Source organism: Nostoc sp. CENA543 (genome assembly GCF_002896875.1).
GTDB lineage: Bacteria > Cyanobacteriota > Cyanobacteriia > Cyanobacteriales > Nostocaceae > Trichormus.
In genome coordinates this window covers 74,758-95,408 of record NZ_CP023278.1, presented here as the reverse complement: position 1 = coordinate 95,408, position 20,651 = coordinate 74,758, and the positions used below count along the sequence as shown (strand labels likewise).

Genomic DNA, 20,651 nt, shown 5'->3' with positions numbered 1-20,651 from the left:
TCAACCTTGGATTCCTTGATATAAAATACCTAAAATTTTATTTAATTCTTTAATGTAATAATTATTTAAATCAACAAACAAATCAGTACCTTCCAACTTCATAAACTTCCAAATATCTCCTGTTGTCACTGCACCATAAATAGATTTAATTTCATTTCCTTCTCGTTCATTAAATATCTGCGCTGCCAACATGGCCGCCATACATTGACCTAATCCACCTTTAATATTTTCATTTTTAGCTTCAATAATAATCATTACAGGTGCATTAATTGTCAACTGTTCTTTAGAACGACTGATGACAAAATCACAATAACCATTCAATCCCTTCTCAGTATCAACATTAAAATCTGTACCTGAAAATAAACTAATCTGATAATTAGCCTTACGCCTTACCTCCAATAAAATAGGCGTAATAATCATTTCAGAGCGAGCTTTTTCTGTATTAATTGCCAATGCTAACTCTGTTGTTTCTTCCAGAGTTGTTGTTAGTTTATCACTTATCGGTATAGGCTCGATGTTAGCAAATAAATCATTTTCTTCATCGATATGAATATGAAAATCTTTTTTAAACTTAGTTAATGTAAAATCACTATAAGCCATTTGAAGTTATCCCATGATTTAGATTTGCGATTTCGACTTACTGACTAATTTAAGCAAAAATAACCAAAACCAGACAATTATTCGTTGCACTGAATCTTTGTGTTTCAATCTTTTCTGCAATAGTTTTTTCAAATCAAGTTCTTCAATTAGTAAGCTGCCACGAGTCTACATTTTACAGAGTTAGGTTTTTTTACTAAAGTAAATTTACTATAACCTCAAACAAATCAACTATATACAGTTGACATATTATTAAGAATTACAAAATTTCTGAAATAAATATAAACATAGTATAACAAATAGAAAAAATCATAAGCTCTCTATTCTGGGTTCAACTTCTTGCTTTAAAACTTGAAAATTAATATAATTACCCACTAATAAATTTAGATAAATATTTTCCAAAACTACTCAGCTAAGTTAGTACCACAGGAGATATAACTGGAGTTTAGACTAAGCAGCAAAAAATGACCCAGGAAGGCTGAGTTGAAAATAAATAGGCATTAGACATAAAAATCGACAATCTTAAGCAGATTCTGATTGTTGCTTACGTGGCTTAGTTGTAGTTTTTCTAACAACAGGATAGCGAATTCTACGTTGTCGGGGTTGTCCAGTCTTCCAGCCAGGGGACTTTCCGCGAGGTTTGGGCGGACGGGCAGGAGTACCAATCGTCGCTAAAATACTTCCCATCGCCTGAGCAACCCTACCTGGAGTCAAACTAACTAATAACTTTTGCCAAGGTAAAGGGTTGTCTGCAACGATATCACGGGCTAACCACAATTCCCAAGTCATGATGGGCATTAAGTCACTCCAACGCTCACATTGCTTAGGGGTACGTAGCTTGGGAAGAGTCCAGTGTAAGCGTTGCTTCAAAAAGCGATACCAGTGGTCAACAGTAAAACGCCGCAAGTAGAGTTGCCAAACTTCTTCTAAAGGCGGCATTTGTTCTCCCAGCCAAGCCAACCACAAAGGTTTTGACACCCGCAAGTTGCCAAGCTCATCAAGACGCTCAACCCGAATCAAGGACATCGGACGTGTAGCGGCTTTCCGAAAATGAAAATTTGACCACAAGCTCACCTTGATACGTCCTAGTTTTGGATGATTTACTTCTATAGTTTGAATGGCTTGAGTCCATGTCGAAGCATCATTCAACTTAAATTTATCACCATGTTTTCTCGGTCGTCCCTTGCCAGAATATGGTGGTGGTGCGCCCCATAAACAAAGATTTGAACGCAAACGTACCAAAATGTCTGCTTTAATATTACTCGTCTTCAAAACGAAAGGAGCGCACCCGTACTCACTATCCCAAACCGAAATTGGTCTGGTAGGTAAATTTTCACAAACTTGTTGTAATTGCCATGCTGCTTTCTGGATTGGGCTTTCCCAACTGGTAATTCGCTCGTGTCTCAATGGTAATGCCCAACTGCCCGAACTCTCCGGTATCCAAGCAATGGTGCTATAGCCCTGACCAATGGTGATTGGTTTGTCACCTCCCATTGAGACACTGCTGTGTTCAATTGTCCTTTCCTGTAGCGTTACCGCATCTGGCCTTGGCCAAGCTGTATGGTCGCCAGCCAACAACGGACGACCCTGGTGTGGCATCTGTTTGATGTATAACTGCATCAATTTTTGTCGCTGTGGCCTGCTATCTTGTAACGCTTCATAAATACTTGACCACTTGCGTCTAAATGCTGGTGATAGTGATAAATCTGCCAAACTGTAAGCGTTCCGAGTTAGCAATATTGCATCCATCAGTTCAAATGTTGCATCATGCGCTCTACCTAGATAGTTATACGCTGCTTGACGAAATTCCTCTAATTTGGCACGGTTCATATTGGCAGATGAGAGTTGGTGGTTCTTCTCTCAGCTTCTGCTAATAGGGGACTGTGTTCAAGCACACCCCTTATTTTTCGTTGTCGCACCGGGAACTAGTCTAAACTCCAGATATAAGCGACTAGAACTAAAAAAATATTTAGATAGATTAACTTTTATGTTGGCGTTATGTTTCAGGGCAAGTTTGCTAGTAGCGCATCAATTCATTCAAGGTATATCAAAAAAATATGAGCAAACCAAGTTTAGAAATAGCGTTGCACTTGCTGGCAACTGGCTTATTAGAAGCAGTGGATGCCAAGGAACGTGGTAAAGAACGATGGATAGTCAATGCACATCTTGTCCAAGCACTCAATCACATCTGCGCTCACCAAATTTTAAAGGATGGTATTCCAAAAGTAGGAGGTGTACACGATTTATATACCAAAGCGCGTGAATCCTTGAGTGAGATTGAACCTGATTTCGTCGAGCAAGTTGAAGCAGATGAGCCTTTGTTGGATTATTTTAAAGAACCTACATGGCTATGTGAGGAGTTGTCTATTACTAGCAGAGATATTGTTGGAGAAGTTCAACAGCGTGTCATTTTGCAAATCAAGTCTCTTGCAACTGCCTTGGGGCGACCTGAATTATATATAGAAGCAAGGCAATGGATGATTCTACATACAATTATTATAGAGGACATCATTGAAGAAGCCTGTAATAACTCAGTAGCACTGGGGCTGGCGCGGGGACATTTAGAAAAGTTTTATGAAATTTGTCCTGTGGCTCATCGTCTTAATTTATGTGAAAAGTGTGGTCGTCAATATGAGCCGGAAAAGTGTGGTCGTCCTATGTGTAGTCCTTGGACACCACCTGAAAATACCAAAGAGGTTTTTCGAGTGAATCACGGTGCAGCAATGTATATTGTGCGACCAGGACTTGCAGAACTTTGGCTGTTTGATGAATTGACAAAGTTAGGATTACAGCCTGAATTGTGGCCAGGTGATGATGCTTATGATTTGCGCGTTGAAGTTGCGGGGAAAGTTTTAGCGATAGATGTCAAAGATGCTCGCAGTGCAAAACAACTGGCACGCAGATTAAATACTGATACTATTCCGTCTGAACCAAGTTGGAATGACGCTTATTTTGTTTTACCACCTTGGCGAGATTCTCAACACTACCGTCATGCGTTGCAAGTCAACCTGAAGCCTAATGTGCCAGTTTTATGGGCAAATGATTTGCTCACTCGTATTAAAGGAGACATTGCTAAATGAAGGATGCAAGGTGGTACTCACAACTTTATCAAGACCAATTCAAGGAGACATGGAAGCAACTTGAGCGAGATCAACCGCAAGATGTTTGGTTAAAGTTTACTGATTTTGTACGTATAGAATTGGCTCTTTATGCTATTGAAACAAAATTTCCGGGCATATCTGCAAAGGATTTTGGATACTTGCTTCAAGGAATCCCTGTCAACTCCCTACAGCAAAAGAAAAAACTGATTAGCCGACTGCGCGGCTATCTTCGGCATATTCGCAGTCAGGCAGTATGGCAAGATTATTTACACAAATATCTAAACGCTCCAGCTTTTTATAGAGTACGTGGCTACGACCTTAATCAACAAGATAGACCAATTCATCGGGGTATCTCATGTGCGCCTGATAGATTTAATGCCTATGGAAATTTTCTCCAAAATCCGGCTCCGCTTAAAATACGCACTGAGTATAGACCTGCACCGGCAGGTGACTATATTATTATTGACAGCAATAACAAACCACGCTCAGTCCGAATTAATGAACAATTAGCAGAATGTGGGTTGCGTTCGTTACCCAACATTGATCTGACTTTACGGCAGAGAATTTCTGCTAGAGCGATCGCCATCCCTTTTGATGATTTAATTAGCATTGCAGAAGAATTAGATCAAAAAATCCCACTCAATTGGGTACATCGTGTAAAGGATGCACTGAATGGTTTGCATAAGGTCACAAAATCAGGACTGAGAAAAGTAAACGAATTGCGTTTGAATGGCAAAGAACATTTACTAGGCCCTTGTGCAGCAGGAAAATCAACTATCTTTGCGGTCGCGGCAATTTGGTTAGAAAGGCACGATTATACTTGCGCGATTGTATACCGAGATGTGCGATCGCTCCTTAATCAAGCAGATTTATTTCATCGCGTGGGTTGTTCTCCAGGTGTTGTGATTGGTCGGCTTAATCGTGAAGAACATTACACCAGATTACTAATCGATGGTGTGGACTTCAACCACTATGCTTACACTCAATTTCACCAAGCTTGTCCATTGTCAGTTTTTCTATCTAGTCCCTTACAAATTAACGAAGAACCACCTTGCATAAAGCAGTTACAGAAATCAGACGAACCCGAAAGAGTATATGATTGTCCTTTACTTCCTGTTTGCCCACGCCATCAAGGTACACGAGATTTAGGAAAAGCTGCAATTATCTTAACAACACCTCCTGGCATGATTTATGCAGGGCCAACAGCCGTTATTCAACCAGAACAGACAGTCTGGTTAGAAACAATTCACAAAACTTGTGATGCAGTGTTTGTCGATGAAGGCGATGGTGTCCAGGCACAAATGGATTGTAGTTTTGCACCTGCTCAAGTGTTTGAAACTAACCGCTCAAAAGCTGATACGTTCTGCCGCCAGCTGTTTCAATCGCTTGCCAATGGCTCCCATGAAGGACGAATTGGTACACCTAATCCAGACAGAAGTGATGTCACATTTGCCTTTAGTCTATACTCTCGGCTGTTTAAAAATGGAACAGACTTGATGAATTTATTGCTAGAGGCTGACAGAAAACAATATAAATCGCTGAGTGGGTGGGTAGAAGGTGGACAATTTTTTGCAGGATGGCAAATCTTCGGATATTTGGCAGATATCCTTAGTGGTCAAGAAAGTGGTGATAGTCAAAGAGATGAGTTATTCAAAGCTTTCATTACCTTTCGCTCAAGGCCAACACAACCAGATACTTATCTACTCCATGATGCTCAAAAAAGCATTGTTCAAGGGTTAGTTGACATTTTGGCTGCTACTGAAGATGTACAGTTTACTCAGCATTTAGGGCAACAGAATCATGGCTCTAACTATATAGGCTGTTTAGTAGAAATCGATCCAAAAGATAACTACGACAAAAAACAAGATCCTAAATCTTATCTTCAGCAGATATAGGACTCATATTTGATCCCTGAAAAAAACTCAGTACACCTCTGTTACTTCTTTTCCCGTTCCCTGTTCCCTGTTAAGAGTTCTCTACCTACGCAAATAATTTCAATAATCAAGTCGGATTCCTATAGCAACTAGATTTGGACGTTTGGTGAAATGTTTTACTTGGGAGGTAAATGACAATGCAAAATCTCCCATACCTAAATTAATTAATACCTTAACTGATTTAGTATTAGTAGATTTATTAAATATGCCCCCTGCCTACGAACACTTTGATGATCCCAAACTTGATAATAAGGGTAATCCTCAACCACCAACCATTTATCCACCTCCACCAGAACAATTTGTTGAGGTCTGTCTTTGGGTAGAACGCTTCAACCGCAAGACAGGATTAGAAGGAAAATCAGGGAAAACTGCTTACGCTGTTGCTGTTTTACCGGATGGAAAACGCGTTGTTTATTTCCCTGGCGTAAATAAAAATCAATGGATGAATTGGCAAGATGCGATCGCTCAAACTGGAAATCCCATGCCAAAATTTCAAGCGCGACATATTGAACAAATTTTAGATGCGATCGATAATTATTTTACGAATCAACCTGTAATCCTGACAGTTAAGGCTGAATCAACTAGGCTGTGTTGGCCTTGGCTGCAAAACAAACAACATATTATTGGTGATATTCAAGTTCCGATTGAGTCCAAAGATGGTAGCAGGAAACAAAAACAGTGGCGACCTAAAAAATGCAAGCTACAAATAGTCCGAATCCGTGAACCATACGAAATTGGTATTGGTTATGCTTTAAATCCCAAATGTCCTGCTGATAAGAACCTTGACCCCAAAGGCGAGGATATGATTACAGATGCGATTTTTCAAATTCCAACAGCACCAAAGACACCACCAACTTTTATTTCTAGCGCACAAAAACCGCAAACCAGTAAAGGAATAGCCAAGGGTGCATCTAAATTAGGAGGTATGCGAATTGCAATTTCTAGTGAGACTCTAATTGATGAGGAAACGCAGAAACAGAGCAAAATAAAGAAAGTTACATTGGTAGATCCAGAACCCAGAAAACGTTTTGCTTACCCACTACCAAGAGAAATCTGCATTCTTTGGCATAGCGAAGATATCTTACCCGCGCTCATTGCTCAACATACTCATGATAGTCGTTATCGTATGCCTCACTTTCCAGATGCAACAGAACTACCCATGAGTGGTGCTTTAGCAAAATGATTGGGCGATCGCATTAAGATGCTTGCAGAAGCAGAAACAGAAGATGATTCTGAGGGTGAAGAAGAACTAACTGAATAGTTTTATTTTGGCGATCGCCTTACTGTTTGGGATGAAGTCATGCGATCGCTTACACTAGGTCTGTATATCCGTAACTCAAGGACTAGTTTGGCCTTCCCAGACTAAGCCACAGCAACACATTCCATCTTGTTTTTAATGACTAATTCCTTTCAGCTTCAGCTGTTCAACTCAAATTCTGATGATTGTCCCAAAATTGTCAGAGAAAGGACAGGTAGTTTTATTGATAACATGAAATTACCTGTTCATCGCTGGTTTCGCTATTCTGCGGGTTTTTCTGCTGCTTGGGTTGAAGAATTAATCAAAGATTTAGCTCCTCAAACTATTCTTGATCCATTTGTAGGGTCTGGTACTGTTTGTATTGTTGCTGATAAGTTAGGTGTTAGTTCCTACGGTGTTGAAGCACATCCTTTCGTTTATCGGCTTGCGAAAGGAAAGCTTTCATGGAATCTAGATATTGATACTTTTTTAGAAGTAATCAATGATATTAAGCATTTGGCTACTAACCTTAAACTAAAATTACCAGAAAATCTTCCTGATCTACTAAATAAGTGTTATACAGATGAGACGCTAATAAACCTTTTGAAAATTAGGCAAGCATATCTAGAAATATCTCCAAATTTATCTAATGAATTACAGTTTCTTGTTTTTCTCACAATTAATGCTATTTTACGTCCATCAAGTTATGTAGGGACGGCACAATGGCAATATGTTCTACCTAATAAAAGAAAAATCAAAACTTGTGAACCATTTGATGCTCTAGAGAAACAAGCTTATCTGATGCAAGAGGATATGCTTTTGATGCAGTCTCTTACCAAAGTTAGTAGAGCTAATCTTATTCAAGGAGATGCTAGAAATCTACAATCTATTCCAGATAAATTAATTGACTTAGTTATCACATCTCCACCCTATGCCAATAACTATGATTACGCAGACGCTACACGTCTAGAAATGACCTTTTGGGGCGAAATTAATTCCTGGGGAGACTTGCATGAAGCAGTGCGGAAATTCTTAATACGCTCTAGTTCGCAACACGTTTCTAAAGAGCGTCTGAACCTAGATGATTTGATAGCTAAATCTATTATTGAACCCATCAAAGATGAATTAATTCCTGTCTGCAAAGAGTTAGAAATCGTGCGAGGCACTAAGGGCGGTAATAAGGCATATCATACTATGATTGCTGCTTATTTTGCAGACATGGGATCTGTGTTCCACTCTCTGCAACGAGTTACGACATCGGATTGTAAAATTTGTATGGTAGTAGGAGATTCAGCCCCTTATGGTGTATATGTGCCTGTGGAAAAGTGGCTCGGTAAATTGGCTCTTGCAGCAGGATTTGAGTTTTGGAATTTTGAGCAAATTAGAGAACGAAATGTTAAGTGGAAAAACAGAAAACATGATGTTCCACTACATGAAGGCAGACTTTGGATAGAAAGCAATATTATGGCACAATCACCATCACATAAATTTGGTCAAGCCCTGGGCAAGCTTCTGGAAGATATTGTACTTGACGATATTCTTAAACCTCGACTACAGCAGTTTGCTCAAAGCCAAAACTATTATCTTGATTACCAAAAATCTCGTCCAGCTAGAACTGGAAAAAAGGTAACTTGGGCAGATAAGTATGGCAACAAACATGATTTAGATTTTGTTATTGAAGTTGATGGTACAGATGATAAACTGGGTAGACCAGTAGCATTTATTGAATCTGCATGGCGTAGATATACAAAACACTCCAAGAACAAGGCTCAAGAAATACAAGGAGCTATATTACCAATTATTGAACTTCATCATCTGTCAGCACCATTTTACGGAGTAGTGTTAGCTGGAGACTTCACAAAACCAGCTTTAGAACAATTGAGAAATAATGGCTTCGCGGTTATTTATATTCCTTATAAAGAAGTAGTGTCTGCATTTAAAATTATTGACTTTGACGTTGCATTTGATGAAGAAACTCCTGATGAAATTTATACTACGGCATCAAAGAGATTAGCCAGTCTTACTAGTTCAGAGAAAGAGAAACTTAGACAGGCTCTAATGCAAGTTTCTCAAAAAGAAGTAGACACTTTCATGACAACACTCAGAAACTGTCTTGAGCGTTACATTACTAAAATAGTTATCATCCCACTTTTCGGAGTGAGATATGAATTTGGGAGTATTGATGAAGCACTTTTAGAATTAAATAATACAGTTGATATTGATATTCCTGGTGGTAGGTTTGAAAAATTTGAAGTTATTGTTGATTACAACAACAATGACACAATTAGGGCAAATTTTCAGAATAAGGCTGTGCTAGCGGATTTTCTTAGAAAGTTGGAAAGCTAGGTGTGTTTCTTAAGTCATGCGATCGCCTATCCAATCAAGCAAATAGCTGTTTACTAGGTACATTAGCGGAGCTTACTTGCTAATCAATATAAATGAACGAGGAACTGTTAAGCTACCCTAATGGATATATCATCCCGTAATCAAAGCACTGCAAAACTATGGCTTACAGTGACTTTACTCTAGAAAAAGCGGCTGCTGTTTTGGGAATCACTACCCAAGCAGCTGATCTGTTTCCCCAACTTGTACCGCTTTCTATACCTGCTTGGTTGAATGAAACTCTCAAAAAGCAAACCCAATTATTTTTAATTAGTGAAAAAGCTCGAAGTGAGTTCATTATTGCACCAATTCTACTAGCTTGCCGCGATATCAGCCAAGATAGGTTAGCCATTTTTTCTGGGCAAAGACTTGATGTTGATCCCACACAAGGTTTAATTGGGGAATGTGATTTTATTCTCGCATTAGCTCCAGCGTTACCGCCATTGAGATCGCCAATTATCACTATTGTAGAAGCCAAGAAGAATGATGTTGAAGCTGGGTTAGGACAATGTATCGCTCAAATGGTAGCCGCAGATTTATTTAATCGTTCATCTAACCAAGCAGAAAAACCTGTGTATGGATGCGTAACAACAGGAGAAGTATGGCAATTTCTGCAACTTTCTCAAAAAATAGCTTTCGTTGATCAGCAGAGATATTACTTGGATAATGTAGGGGCTATTTTGGCTATTGTGCAGACAATTTTTCAGCGATTCAGTAGTCAGTAATGTTTGTTGAGTGCGTTAGCATAGTTTACCGTAGCGATCGCCTAGTTAGTGCATTCTGTTTATTGGCTGCTGCCGTCAAGTTTATCATAGCGATCGCCGATGGTGTGTCTTTTGTGCTATCACTCTTTGGATAACCAAGAAAAATACACAACAAAAGACATTTCAGAGAGATTACATAATCCCCAAGAGTTCAATCACTTCAGATAAATGATTCCTAACTTTGTACAAGTTTAGTAATTTCTCTTGGTCATATCTTTTCGGGTATTCCATACGTCTACCCTCAAAAGTCACCCTCAACAATGCTGACTGTTCCGGTGTGAGTGTTCCCATTTGATCTAGAATCTCAGTCATTATCTGTAATTGGTCAAAGGTAGGACGGATTAACCCTCTTCTTTCCTCTAACTGTTGCAGGGCTAGAGATGGAAACGCCATAAGGGTAGTGAGGTAACTTGTCTTTTGTCCTCCTGTTCCCGTAGGTCGTAATCCGTACCGTTTAACCAACAGGCTTAATTCTGGAATCGTTAACAATTCCAACTCTTGACGTGAAAACACCATAAAATAGTATTGCCCTCTTTAAAAGTGGTATCGGTGGTTTACAGTTTTCCAGACACATAGACCACCGATTTAAAAGTCTAATCGATTGCATACAATCAATTCAACCGATATTTATATTTATATATAAATGCCTAACCCCAAAGGAACACCTGAAAATTTAGAACCAGGAATACGGAAAGGTGAAGAACCGATGACAGCTAATCTCAGTTTTCGCGTCACCGAATCAATGAAACAAGCGGTACAAGCACAAGATGACCCCGCACAGTTTTGCAGAGATGCAATACAGAAAGCTTTAGACGAAACTAGCAACCAATAGCAAGTAGGATGCGTCAGCATTAACTAATTTTCACGATAAAATAGTTTACCCAAGCTGACGCACCCTACAGAACTGAATGAGGGTTTAATTAATCAGGCGATCGCCTACTCTGTGTGTTTTATCCGTTAGCGTAGTTTACTGTAGCGATCGCTTACTTTAGCCATGAGTGTGTTAGCACAGCTTACCGCAGGTATCGCCTCGGTTAATTTTAATTTGGATGTTTTATTCAAAATTCAAAACTATATCTAGCGCAGCACGAATTTTTTCCCAATATTCATCTTCCAAAATACCTATTAACCCTAATATTCGACTATGATCGACACTACGAATTTGTGCAACATCAATATAGCGGTCTTGGTCTAAACCATTGTTTGTTGTAGCTTTGACATTCACTACATAAGGGGCTTTTTTAGTTCCTGGTCGAAATGGCATCACTATAGTTAAAGAACCATATTGATTCATCACATCATTCTGCACTATTAGGCAAGAACGTGTTTTTTGAACTTCTGCACCCACGGTTGGATCAAGTGATACCCAGCGAATTTCCCCTCGTCGATAAGTTAAAACACCGTTAGGCATTATTCAATACCATCTCCCACAACGGCACCCCAAGCTGCTATTTCTGCCTGATATTCAGGGTTTTCATTATCTTCTTTGAGTGCTGCAATTATTTCTGCTTCTAAAACCGCGCGACGATGTTCTGCTAAAACAGCATTAACATAGCCACTCCGGTTGGGAGTATCTCCAGCTAATGCAGCCTGTCGGTCAATAAAAGCCAGAATCTCATCATCAAGGGTAATAGTAACTTTTTTAGCCAAGAATATTCCTCCTTAGCCTTACTATATTATCTTACTAAGTTATCTTAACATTAAGACAGACTGGAATAATTAACCAATATGAACAATACCTCAAAGACGAACTGGGAGAAACTTGATTCCTTGTCAGAAGAAGAGATTGATACATCAGATATTCCACCTTTGACTGAGGAGTTTTTTAGCAAGTCTCGCTGGTGGAAGCCTGTTTCATCATTGAGTGTTCTTGTCAAGATAGACCCTCAAACATTGGCTTGGTTTCAGTCTCAGGGTGAAGATTATGAACAGAAAATGGCTGCTGCATTGCGGATATATGCACAAGCTCACCAAGTAGAATCTGAATGAGGGTTTAATCAATCTAGGCGATCGCTTACAGTAGGTGGTTGGTGCGATCGCCTATTGAATCAAGGTAATTGCATGATGTTTATTGAGTGCGTTAGCGTAGCTTACCGTAGTGATCGCCATGAATGGTATGCAAAGTGATTAGTGTTGATTAGTGTTGCTACGATGAAAACTTATTTGTAAATTTACAGAACTAAAGAGTTATTGCGGTAGTTCTACTACAAAAGCTTGAGATAGAAAAGATTAAGTTATTTGCAAAACTTAAATTTTATGGTTCTAACTAACGCGGGTGATGATAACAACAATCTCATAAAAGCAACTCTTGAGTGGATAGCTAATGCTGGGATTAACGGGTTAGGAGTTTTGCCACCAGCAAAAACAGTTGCAGCCGACTACCTGAGCAAAGCGGCCAGTGTTGAAGATGCCATTAAATCAATAATTGCATGGAGAACTACTTATGCTGCTGGTACAGGTTTTATCACTGGATTAGGGGGTATTGCAGCAATGCCTATTACTATTCCGGCAGGTTTAGCCGCATCCTATGCTATTGGAGCAAACACTGCTGCTGCAATAGCTCACCTGAGAGGATATGATATTCACTCGGAACAAGTTAGAACAATGGTTCTTTTATGTCTCATAGGCGAAGCAGGCGAAGAAATTCTGAAAACCGCAGGCATTACAATCGGCACAAAGGTTTGTCAAAATCTAATCAAACAGATACCTGGTAAAGTTCTAATTGAAATCAATAAAAAAATTGGATTCCGACTAATCACAAAAGCTGGGGAAAAAGGTGTAATTAATATTATGAAAATGTTGCCTCTAGTGGGTGGTGTTGTTGGTGGCACGTTTGATGGCGTGTTTGTGAATAGTTGTGGAAAAACGGCAAAAAAAGTATTTGTCAAAGCTGGAGGTAAATGAAATAAAATTCAAACCGATCGCACTCGCTTAATGAAATGATGAGGGTGCGATCGCCCAACCTACCCAAATTAATCTAAAATAATATCAATCAAAATAGTCTTTTATTTTACAATTTTCATCTAAGCAAAATTCAAGCAAAACCCAAAAACCAGACCCGATAAGAGTTATATTGTCTTAAACCGCAAAAATATATTGTTCTCAGATAACTCTACAACCTGCATTTAGGCTAAAAATAGACTTATTTTTCTCCCATCACCAGAAAATATTGATTTATCTGACATCTGTACCCCATCGCTAGGTTCGGAGTAATCCCAAGAGTGCATTTGACGGAAGGGAAGACCCATCTTTTGGAAGACGTACTTCTCTTTAATACCAGAAGCGATTAAATCAGGCTTCTTAGCTTTAACGAACTCTTCAAATTCGTATGCGGTAACGTCATCGTAAATGATGGTGGCGTTATCGATGTAGTGGGTGGTACGTTTGTAGTCGTCGTTGTGAGCGAATTCGTAACCTGTACCGATAACTTTGATACCCAAGTCTTCAAAGGCGGGAACAACGTGACGAGGACGTAGACCACCTACGTACAACATTACGGTGTTACCTTCGAGGCGGGGACGGTACTTCTCAAGTACAGCATTCATTACTGGTGTGTACTTAGCAATTACCTTCTCAGCGTTTTCTTGAATCTTGGAATCAAATTTAGCTGCGATTTCACGTAAGGAAGCAGCAATCTTGGTGGGGCCGAAGAAGTTGAACTCCATCCAAGGCATACCGTAAGCTTCTTCCAAGCTACGGCAGATGTAGTTCATAGAACGGTAGCAGTGGATCAGAACTAACTTAGCAGCAGGCCCTTGGATTAACTCGTTGAGTGTACCATCACCAGACCACTGAGCTACTACACGTAAGCCCATTTCTTCCAACAGCATCCGGCTTGCCCAAGCGTCACCACCGATGTTGTAGTCACCGATTAATGCTACGTCATAGGGGCTTGGCTCGAAGTCAATTTTGTTTTCTTTCTTAGCCTTGTCAAATTGTGGGAAGATCCAGTCACGGATAGCGTCGTTAGCGATGTGGTGTCCTAAAGACTGAGACACACCACGGAAACCTTCGCAACGTAGGGGTACAACTGGCTTACCAATTTGCTTAGAAGTTTTCTTAGCAACAGCTTCGATGTCATCCCCAATTAGACCGATGGGACATTCAGATTGAATGGAAACACCACGGTTGAGAGGGAAGAGAACTTCTAGTTCTTCGATGAGTTTAGTGAGTTTTTTGTCACCACCGAATACGATGTCGCGTTCTTGGAAGTCTGATGTAAAGTGCATGGTACCAAAAGAGTTGATACCTGTTACACCTACGTAGTAGTTACGACGACCAGACCAAGACCAGTAACCGCAACCTACAGGCCCGTGGCTGATATGGATCATGTCCTTAATAGGACCCCAAACCACACCTTTAGAACCTGCATAAGCACAACCACGAGCGGTCATTACACCAGGAACGGATTTGATGTTAGACTTAACGCCGCAGTCAGATTTGCCTTCTTCGTGAACGTTGAGGTGTTTTTCGCGTTTTTTGCGAGATTTTTCGGGATAAGCTTGGAGAACTTCTTTAATAAGTTCTTTATTTTCATCTAAAAGATTCTGGTTTTCTGGAGGTGTCATAGTCTGCCTCAATGACTCTTACGAATGGGGAAATAGAACAGATATAGGGAGAAGGAGAGGGAGATGTGGGGAAGGGAGAGTGGGAAGGGGAATTACTTCCGCATCTTCCTTTCTCCGTGTCTCCTAATTACGGCATGACTTATTTGGTAGCTTCTGCGGGCTTACCGATGATGTCAGCGTGCTTGGTATCGTCGTCTAAGATACCGTATTCGATCAACAGAGCTTCTAATTCATCCATTTCCATTGGGGTAGGAATGGTGAGTTTGTCGTTGTTGATGATCTTCTTAGCTAATGCGCGGTATTCTTGAGATTGGTTGCTGTCAGGAGCGTACTCGTTAACTGTCATACGACGCAATTCAGCGTGTTGAACGATGTTGTCACGAGGTACGAAGTGAATCATTTGGGTGTTCAAACGTTCAGCCAAGTTTTCGATCAATTCAGCTTCACGGTCAACTTTACGGCTGTTACAGATCAAACCACCTAAGCGTACACCGCCGGAGTGAGCATATTTCAAAATACCGCGAGCGATGTTGTTTGCAGCGTACATCGCCATCATTTCACCGGAGGTAACGATGTAAATTTCTTGTGCTTTACCTTCACGGGTAAGAGCAGTGATATGCTCTTAATAGCCGAAAATGTTCATTTTTAACAATGTTTGCTGTCATCAATGTCAATGATGGACAGTTTTTTTATTAGGGTAAATCTAGGGTATGAACAGAACACAGGAAGCATTTGCCGATTTTCAACAAACAGCCATCACTGATGGAGGATATTTAGGCAGAATGCAAGCAGTCACAAATCAAGAAAATCACCTAGCGGAAAAATTGGAAATCGAGTTAAAGGCGGTAAATGCTAGACTAAAAGCTGCTAGGGTGAATGTTTCCATCAGAAAATCTGGTAAAGCACTACAACTGAGAACTACCCTACCCATTAAACCAGGAGATATTGATAAAAACAGTATAGGAACAAAGCAATACGACATTTCCTTGGGTATCCCATTTAATTTTGATGGGTTAAATACTGCTGAAGAAGAAGCCCATGAGTTAGGAAGGCTAATAGCAAGAAAACAATTTCAATGGAATGATAAATACTTAGGCAAGACTCGTAAGAAAACTACAGCAAAAACAATTGGTGATTTGATTACAGATTTCGAGAACAATTATTTCCAAACTCGAAAACGTACTTTGAGAAGTGAAAATACATTTAATAGTTATCGTTATATTGCTCAAACACATTTGCCCAAGGATAAACTAGCAAACAATGCCAATTTTATTGAAGCTGTAAACTGTTGTAATTCATCAGATAGTGTCAAAAATGAGTTAATTAAAGTTATTAGGGTGTTGTGTAAGTGTTATGGTTTAGAAGTTCCAGAATTAAGTAATCTGAAAATAAAACCTAGTTCTACCCGCAAGCGTGATATACCGACTGATGCAGAAATAGAACAGGAATATCTCAAGTTTGAGACTTATGCTATTAATCGTCCCAGTAAGTTGCTGACAAGGGAAGATAGAAATAATTGGCAGTTGTGGCGTTGGGTATATGGAATGTTAGCAACCTATGGATTAAGACCTAGAGAAATTTTTCTCAATCCTGATTTAGATTGGTGGTTATCACCAGATAATACGATGAATACTTGGCGTGTGAATGAAGAATGTAAAACAGGTGAAAGGGAAGCTTTGCCTTTATATCCCCGTTGGGTAGAAACTTTTAACTTAAAAACGGATATAGAAGCAATTGAGTTATTGAAAGCAAAAATCCAAAATAAAGTTTCTACTCAACAGATTAATTCAGCGCGACATGGTACAGACCGATGGTTTAGATTTGTCGGTATTACTTTTCAACCCTATGATTTACGTCATGCTTGGGCGATTCGAGCGCATTTAATGGGAATACCAATTAAGGCTGCTGCTGATAATTTGGGTCATTCGGTGAATATGCACACATCAATTTATCAAAAATGGTTTAGTTTAGAAAATCGCAAGGTTGCCATTGAAGAAGCAATTAAGAAAAAGTCTAAGGTGCAAGAATTACAAGATATGGTGATTGAGCTTCAGCAAGAAAATGAGAAGTTGAGGTTAGAAAATGAGAGGTTGCGCTTACAGACAAAAAATCCAGAGTTAATGCAGAAAATAAATTAAACTATGGGGCAAGTCGAGATAGGATATGATTGGTAATCAAGGCTTGGATTCTTTTTGTCCAAATATCCAAAAAGACAAAACAATAAAATTTAAGATAAGGAATGTGATAAATTATGCCTTATTGCCAATTTACTAATATTAGTAAGGTTAAAGAAGCTTTTGGGCTAAGAACACAGGAAGGTGGGAGATTTATTCCTGAAATCGAAGAAATAGAAGTATCTGTAATACTTAAGACATATCTGGAAGAAAGTCTACCAATTGCTTCTTCTGCTAGTGAAAAAGCGCGTTCAGAAGGAATTATTTATCCAATATTATTAGAAGTAAGAAGGATATTAAATCGGCAAGTTAGCTTATTTTCGGGTGAAGATTTTACAGTTGATGAATCAGTTGGACTGAATGGAATGTGTGATTTTTTGTTAAGTCGGTCTACGGAAGTATTAGAAATAGAAGCACCTGTACTTGTACTTGTTGAAGCAAAAAAGGCTGATTTAAGAACTGGGTTTGGACAATGTATTGCAGAGATGGTGGCTGCACAAAGATTTAACGCGGCAAAAAATCGTCCAATTCGGACTATTTATGGTTCAATTAGCAGTGGTACACAGTGGCGATTTCTCAAGCTAGAAAATGATTTAGTAACTATCGATTTGCTAGATTATCCTCTCCTACCTGTGGAAAAGATTGTGGGTATGTTAGTTTGGATGCTGCAAAATGCGGGATAAATGTTAGCTTAAAAAAATTTGTAAACCCAACTGAATTGATCACCATACAAAATATTGAACTTCCATAGGCGATCGCGTGGCTTGTTGCAGAAATGCTCTATCATTTAATTCTTGGGCGCAGCTCGAAGGCTAAGTCTGCGCGGTAAAAACAGACATCAAACTCGGCAAAAAAATTCATGTGTCCAAGTATCAGGGGTGCTTCCCTCGATTCTGTCCAAGCAAATGCAAGCAAAACTGGGGGAAAATCAGCAACTGTAGCTGAGAGAATTAATCCCCGTGCTGGCGAACGAGCGAGATTTCCCGTTAACTGAACTGAGACTGTTTGCTCTTCCCAAACTGCTCCCAATTGCAAGCCTAATTCGTAAGGCAAAACATTCACACTTGCACCTGTGTCTAGCAAAGCCATAGCTTCTAGAGAGCGGTTTTTGTAAGTCAAACTCAATGGCAAATAGGGCATAGTGCTAGAAAAACTAGGGGTATTACTTCGCTCAATGAAGGGAAATCTTCTACCCTCAAGCATTGTTTTCTTCCTTGTGCGCGGTAAGCATATCAGATAATGTTTGGGCGGCTTCATGGGCATCATAGGGAGACCAAACAACAGCTTCCGTCGATGCTAGTTGCTCTAATAGCAGGTTTTCCGGTTCTTGATGATGAGTTGATTCGAGATTACATCCTTCTTCTTTTGCTACCTCTAACAAGAGAAAATGGATGAGGCGTAGTTTGTCTTGGTGGGATAGCTGGCTGACAGCAGGTATTAAGTGATTGAGAGACATATTGCCACTGATTAAAAGTTCGATGATTTTTCTATGATAATAGCAACTATCAATACTTTAACTTTGCTCACCGCATATATCACTGCATCAAGTATCAATTAAATTTGCGATCGCATAATTTGCCTTATCATGTTTATGGTTTCCCTTTTTGAAAATTTTACGCGAATATGTTCAAGTTTTTCTAAATTATTCTTATAAATCCTCTGGTTTTAATCCTGTTTTTTTAGCGATGCGAGCGAGCATTTTCGAGCCAATTTCATCACTATCCCGAAACGCAAATACATAGTCATCCCAACCTTCTCTTTCTAAGATTTTATGCGAACCTGTTTGTCTTTTAACGATCCATCCAATTTTTTCTAGTGCAGCTAACACTTGTCTGGCTTTTGTTGATGACCATTGGCTCATATCACCATCCTTTATGCTGCAATAAAGGTGAGACTGGTTAAACCTAAGCTAATTTCGCCATGTTCGAGTTTGTCAGCAATCACTCGCAGAGCTAAAGCCTGCACATTAGAGATGGCTTGTTGTTGAGTCGCAGCATAAACCATTACGCCTGGTATTTCTATAATCTCTGCAATCCAACGACCGTCATCTTCTTGTTCAACTTCAATAGTTAAGTGAGTAGATATCGGACTTTGCACTATATCAACTCCATTCGTTCTGTCTACATAAGAATAACTAATAACCAGATGAATACCAAAGACATTCTAACTTGGCGATCGCAAATCTTGCTCCAGCATTAGTAGTACAAATACTCATCCCTGCATTGCGATCGCTCTAGGTATGTTAACTAGGGGAATTTTAGGTCTGATTTTACTATCCCTTTATGATTTTATGGCGATCGCTTTCCACCCCAATTGGTTTTTCTTCCTATCTAATTTTTTCGCCACAATCAGATGTACCTCTTGCCCATCCTTAAACTGACTAGCTAACTCAGGTGAAACAAAAGCATCTCCAACGAAACCAAATCCATTTTGATGTAACCGCAGAACACCAACCACAAGAGAAATATTGCCTGTTTGGCGAAAAGGAACTGCAAACACTTGGTACGGATTGATGTGATCGCCGTGTCTTGCACATATCATTTCTATAGACATTCCAGGTTTCATAGTTTGTATAACCGGAAAATCAGTGTATGCGAGTGTAAATTGCTTTTGTGGATTTAAGTAAATAAAAGCTTTTGCTTCGTGATGGTGATCAACAATTCCATATATACGGTCTAGCTGATCAAAATAAATACCTGACTGACGTTTTTCAATCAAAACTACAGTTCGATGTTCACCAGTTTCATCAACGGTTACTGTGACTGGCTCACCAATTTCAAGATTTAAGTTATTGAGCAAACCTCGTGCTGGACTGGCTAATTCTTGAGAACATCTGTTAGATAACAACCCAAATTTGGCCATTTGCTTACCACTTTGGGTTGTAAATATACCAAGGAAGTTAGCACTATAGCGTGGACAATTTACCCAAATTACTTTCTCTGCATCAGCAGCTAAGTTTACCAAAAATTCTTTTGCAGAGATAATATCTTTTGTCTGTAAGTACCAATCAGCCTCTAATAACTCACGCAGCGACTGAGGAATTTTCCATTGGTTCTGATTGCGAGCAGTAAAAGCTTGATCAGCAGCCCATTTTGCCAAGGATATTTCACCTTGATGAGCAGCAAGCCGGCTGAGATCCTCAAAAACACCAACACCAAAATTCAAATCATTACAGGTTAAGCAAGCTTTTGCATAAAGAGCTAACGCTAGTGAGGTATCGGAACTTTCTACAACTTTACCCAACGCACGCCATGCCCAAAATTCATTGCGTTTTACTTGAATAAATGATAGCAAAAGAGCTTTAGCTTCTTCTAATCGACCTAACTGTTTTAGTAACAAAGCTTTGTTGTAGTGTAACCACTCAGGCTTTTGAACTTCTGCCTCTAAAAGTGCTTTATCTATTAGTAAAATAGCAAACTCTTGCAAATCAGAATCCTCTGTTAAATTCTGAACAATTTTGGCAATTTTTCTTGCTGCTTTCTCCACCAATGGTTCAAACACCCTGTCATTTTGCCTACCTGTACGGAAATCTTCTGGTCTGAAACTATCCATTCCAGCCCATTTCATAAACTTTGGAAGAAATTCCAAATCTTTCGGAAATCTAAGAGTTTGATCTAATAAACGACTAAAAAGAAGATCAGGTCGAGATAGGTTAAACCTATAATACTCTCCGAGGATTTGTCTTATATCCTTAGTTTGCCTTTCACTTACTGCTGCTTGAGATTGATTCGCTAAATTAACTATATTTTTGATTTTTTCGTAAAGAACCCAGCCAATACTATTACGGAGTCTTGTATCTTCTGGGTATTCTTGTAGCAGTTCATATCCTCTCGAATAAGCTTCTTCTAATCGTCCTTCTCTTCTTAATACTGTAACTTCTTGATCTGGTTGCAT

General features: G+C 39.4%; 22 protein-coding genes and 1 pseudogene. 11 read left to right on the top strand and 12 right to left on the bottom strand.

The genetic code is table 11. From position 1 onward, the window contains the following. Entirely contained in the window at window positions 1-600 is a 600-nt protein-coding gene (locus CLI64_RS00430; protein ID WP_192881638.1) for a hypothetical protein, read from the bottom strand. Between the two features lie 519 nt (window positions 601-1,119). Then, window positions 1,120-2,427, bottom strand: a complete 1,308-nt coding sequence (locus CLI64_RS00425) for an NF041680 family putative transposase (protein ID WP_103135335.1) — start codon at window positions 2,425-2,427, stop codon at window positions 1,120-1,122. Between the two features lie 227 nt (window positions 2,428-2,654). Between CLI64_RS00425 and CLI64_RS31410 the strand changes: the two genes are divergently transcribed. The 6 genes from CLI64_RS31410 (at window position 2,655) to CLI64_RS31850 (ending at window position 10,110) form a co-directional block, all read left to right on the top strand. Continuing rightward, complete coding sequence (locus CLI64_RS31410) at window positions 2,655-3,677, top strand: hypothetical protein (protein WP_225977459.1); 1,023 nt, start codon at window positions 2,655-2,657, stop codon at window positions 3,675-3,677. After that, entirely contained in the window at window positions 3,674-5,593 is a 1,920-nt protein-coding gene (locus CLI64_RS31405) for a hypothetical protein (RefSeq protein ID WP_225977458.1), read from the top strand. Before CLI64_RS31410 ends, CLI64_RS31405 begins: the two co-directional genes overlap by 4 nt. 145 nt (window positions 5,594-5,738) lie before the next feature. After that, entirely contained in the window at window positions 5,739-6,815 is a 1,077-nt protein-coding gene (locus CLI64_RS00410; protein WP_103135390.1) for an RNaseH domain-containing protein, read from the top strand. Window positions 6,816-7,121: 306 nt separating this feature from the next. Next, window positions 7,122-9,215: a DNA methyltransferase gene (locus CLI64_RS00405; RefSeq protein ID WP_225977457.1), complete on the top strand. Its 2,094-nt coding sequence runs from the start codon at window positions 7,122-7,124 to the stop codon at window positions 9,213-9,215. Between the two features lie 158 nt (window positions 9,216-9,373). Next, entirely contained in the window at window positions 9,374-9,976 is a 603-nt protein-coding gene (locus CLI64_RS00400) for a hypothetical protein (RefSeq protein ID WP_103135388.1), read from the top strand. After that, window positions 9,976-10,110 carry a hypothetical protein gene (locus tag CLI64_RS31850; RefSeq protein ID WP_264082481.1) on the top strand — a complete coding sequence of 45 codons (135 nt, stop codon included), beginning with the start codon at window positions 9,976-9,978 and terminating at the stop codon, window positions 10,108-10,110. The genes CLI64_RS00400 and CLI64_RS31850 overlap by 1 nt, the downstream gene beginning before the upstream one ends. A gap of 37 nt (window positions 10,111-10,147) precedes the next feature. On the opposite strand, the gene CLI64_RS00395 is transcribed toward CLI64_RS31850, so the two are convergent. Beyond that, window positions 10,148-10,531, bottom strand: coding sequence for a hypothetical protein (locus tag CLI64_RS00395; RefSeq protein WP_103135387.1), 384 nt, complete (start codon window positions 10,529-10,531; stop codon window positions 10,148-10,150). A 127-nt stretch (window positions 10,532-10,658) separates the two neighbouring features. Here CLI64_RS00395 and CLI64_RS00390 point away from each other — a divergent pair, with 127 nt between their 5' ends. Continuing rightward, a complete protein-coding gene (locus CLI64_RS00390; RefSeq protein ID WP_103135386.1) occupies window positions 10,659-10,847 on the top strand; it encodes a hypothetical protein in 189 nt (62 codons plus the stop codon). Window positions 10,848-11,069: 222 nt separating this feature from the next. Here CLI64_RS00390 and CLI64_RS00385 read toward each other — a convergent pair whose 3' ends face one another. Both CLI64_RS00385 and CLI64_RS00380 read right to left on the bottom strand, forming a co-directional pair. Then, the gene (locus CLI64_RS00385; RefSeq protein WP_103135385.1) at window positions 11,070-11,426 is read right to left on the bottom strand and encodes a type II toxin-antitoxin system PemK/MazF family toxin; all 357 of its coding nucleotides are present in this window, start codon (window positions 11,424-11,426) and stop codon (window positions 11,070-11,072) included. Then, window positions 11,426-11,665 carry a CopG family transcriptional regulator gene (locus CLI64_RS00380; protein ID WP_103135384.1) on the bottom strand — a complete coding sequence of 80 codons (240 nt, stop codon included), beginning with the start codon at window positions 11,663-11,665 and terminating at the stop codon, window positions 11,426-11,428. The genes CLI64_RS00385 and CLI64_RS00380 overlap by 1 nt, the downstream gene beginning before the upstream one ends. A gap of 78 nt (window positions 11,666-11,743) precedes the next feature. Here CLI64_RS00380 and CLI64_RS00375 point away from each other — a divergent pair, with 78 nt between their 5' ends. Both CLI64_RS00375 and CLI64_RS00370 read left to right on the top strand, forming a co-directional pair. Beyond that, window positions 11,744-12,004, top strand: coding sequence for a BrnA antitoxin family protein (locus tag CLI64_RS00375; protein WP_103135383.1), 261 nt, complete (start codon window positions 11,744-11,746; stop codon window positions 12,002-12,004). A 249-nt stretch (window positions 12,005-12,253) separates the two neighbouring features. After that, window positions 12,254-12,919, top strand: coding sequence for an EcsC family protein (locus CLI64_RS00370; RefSeq protein ID WP_225977456.1), 666 nt, complete (start codon window positions 12,254-12,256; stop codon window positions 12,917-12,919). 221 nt (window positions 12,920-13,140) lie between these two features. Here CLI64_RS00370 and nifD read toward each other — a convergent pair whose 3' ends face one another. Then, window positions 13,141-14,583: a nitrogenase molybdenum-iron protein alpha chain gene (gene nifD / locus CLI64_RS00365; RefSeq protein ID WP_103135381.1), complete on the bottom strand. Its 1,443-nt coding sequence runs from the start codon at window positions 14,581-14,583 to the stop codon at window positions 13,141-13,143. A 139-nt stretch (window positions 14,584-14,722) separates the two neighbouring features. Then, window positions 14,723-15,184, bottom strand: a pseudogene (nifH, locus tag CLI64_RS00360) (nitrogenase reductase); the annotation flags it as partial. A gap of 109 nt (window positions 15,185-15,293) precedes the next feature. Here nifH and CLI64_RS00355 point away from each other — a divergent pair. Together CLI64_RS00355 and CLI64_RS00350 are read left to right on the top strand one after the other, a co-directional pair. Further along, window positions 15,294-16,721: an integrase gene (locus CLI64_RS00355; protein WP_103135380.1), complete on the top strand. Its 1,428-nt coding sequence runs from the start codon at window positions 15,294-15,296 to the stop codon at window positions 16,719-16,721. 113 nt (window positions 16,722-16,834) lie between these two features. After that, window positions 16,835-17,440, top strand: a complete 606-nt coding sequence (locus CLI64_RS00350; RefSeq protein WP_103135379.1) for a hypothetical protein — start codon at window positions 16,835-16,837, stop codon at window positions 17,438-17,440. Window positions 17,441-17,540: 100 nt separating this feature from the next. On the opposite strand, the gene CLI64_RS00345 is transcribed toward CLI64_RS00350, so the two are convergent. From CLI64_RS00345 to CLI64_RS00325, 5 genes are all read right to left on the bottom strand, one after another. Continuing rightward, entirely contained in the window at window positions 17,541-17,960 is a 420-nt protein-coding gene (locus tag CLI64_RS00345; RefSeq protein WP_103135378.1) for a hypothetical protein, read from the bottom strand. Continuing rightward, window positions 17,953-18,213: a hypothetical protein gene (locus tag CLI64_RS00340; protein ID WP_103135377.1), complete on the bottom strand. Its 261-nt coding sequence runs from the start codon at window positions 18,211-18,213 to the stop codon at window positions 17,953-17,955. The genes CLI64_RS00345 and CLI64_RS00340 overlap by 8 nt, the downstream gene beginning before the upstream one ends. A 192-nt stretch (window positions 18,214-18,405) precedes the next feature. Then, the gene (locus tag CLI64_RS00335; RefSeq protein ID WP_015137577.1) at window positions 18,406-18,618 is read right to left on the bottom strand and encodes a type II toxin-antitoxin system HicA family toxin; all 213 of its coding nucleotides are present in this window, start codon (window positions 18,616-18,618) and stop codon (window positions 18,406-18,408) included. 11 nt (window positions 18,619-18,629) lie between these two features. Continuing rightward, window positions 18,630-18,854, bottom strand: coding sequence for a type II toxin-antitoxin system HicB family antitoxin (locus tag CLI64_RS00330; protein WP_015137578.1), 225 nt, complete (start codon window positions 18,852-18,854; stop codon window positions 18,630-18,632). A 183-nt stretch (window positions 18,855-19,037) separates the two neighbouring features. Continuing rightward, the gene (locus tag CLI64_RS00325; protein ID WP_103135376.1) at window positions 19,038-20,651 is read right to left on the bottom strand and encodes a lipopolysaccharide assembly protein LapB; all 1,614 of its coding nucleotides are present in this window, start codon (window positions 20,649-20,651) and stop codon (window positions 19,038-19,040) included.

Excerpts from the sequence above, each read along its gene's own strand:
- CLI64_RS00430 (WP_192881638.1), bottom strand. The coding sequence starts at position 600 with ATGGCTTATAGTGATTTTACATTAACTAAGTTTAAAAAAGATTTTCAT.
- CLI64_RS00425 (WP_103135335.1), bottom strand. The coding sequence starts at position 2,427 with ATGAACCGTGCCAAATTAGAGGAATTTCGTCAAGCAGCGTATAACTAT.
- CLI64_RS31410 (WP_225977459.1), top strand. The coding sequence starts at position 2,655 with ATGAGCAAACCAAGTTTAGAAATAGCGTTGCACTTGCTGGCAACTGGC.
- CLI64_RS31405 (WP_225977458.1), top strand. The coding sequence starts at position 3,674 with ATGAAGGATGCAAGGTGGTACTCACAACTTTATCAAGACCAATTCAAG.
- CLI64_RS00405 (WP_225977457.1), top strand. The coding sequence starts at position 7,122 with ATGAAATTACCTGTTCATCGCTGGTTTCGCTATTCTGCGGGTTTTTCT.
- CLI64_RS00400 (WP_103135388.1), top strand. The coding sequence starts at position 9,374 with ATGGCTTACAGTGACTTTACTCTAGAAAAAGCGGCTGCTGTTTTGGGA.
- CLI64_RS31850 (WP_264082481.1), top strand. The coding sequence starts at position 9,976 with ATGTTTGTTGAGTGCGTTAGCATAGTTTACCGTAGCGATCGCCTAGTT.
- CLI64_RS00395 (WP_103135387.1), bottom strand. The coding sequence starts at position 10,531 with ATGGTGTTTTCACGTCAAGAGTTGGAATTGTTAACGATTCCAGAATTA.
- CLI64_RS00390 (WP_103135386.1), top strand. The coding sequence starts at position 10,659 with ATGCCTAACCCCAAAGGAACACCTGAAAATTTAGAACCAGGAATACGG.
- CLI64_RS00385 (WP_103135385.1), bottom strand. The coding sequence starts at position 11,426 with ATGCCTAACGGTGTTTTAACTTATCGACGAGGGGAAATTCGCTGGGTA.
- CLI64_RS00375 (WP_103135383.1), top strand. The coding sequence starts at position 11,744 with ATGAACAATACCTCAAAGACGAACTGGGAGAAACTTGATTCCTTGTCA.
- nifD (WP_103135381.1), bottom strand. The coding sequence starts at position 14,583 with ATGACACCTCCAGAAAACCAGAATCTTTTAGATGAAAATAAAGAACTT.
- CLI64_RS00355 (WP_103135380.1), top strand. The coding sequence starts at position 15,294 with ATGAACAGAACACAGGAAGCATTTGCCGATTTTCAACAAACAGCCATC.
- CLI64_RS00350 (WP_103135379.1), top strand. The coding sequence starts at position 16,835 with ATGCCTTATTGCCAATTTACTAATATTAGTAAGGTTAAAGAAGCTTTT.
- CLI64_RS00345 (WP_103135378.1), bottom strand. The coding sequence starts at position 17,960 with ATGCTTGAGGGTAGAAGATTTCCCTTCATTGAGCGAAGTAATACCCCT.
- CLI64_RS00340 (WP_103135377.1), bottom strand. The coding sequence starts at position 18,213 with ATGTCTCTCAATCACTTAATACCTGCTGTCAGCCAGCTATCCCACCAA.
- CLI64_RS00335 (WP_015137577.1), bottom strand. The coding sequence starts at position 18,618 with ATGAGCCAATGGTCATCAACAAAAGCCAGACAAGTGTTAGCTGCACTA.
- CLI64_RS00325 (WP_103135376.1), bottom strand. The coding sequence starts at position 20,651 with ATGCAACCAGATCAAGAAGTTACAGTATTAAGAAGAGAAGGACGATTA.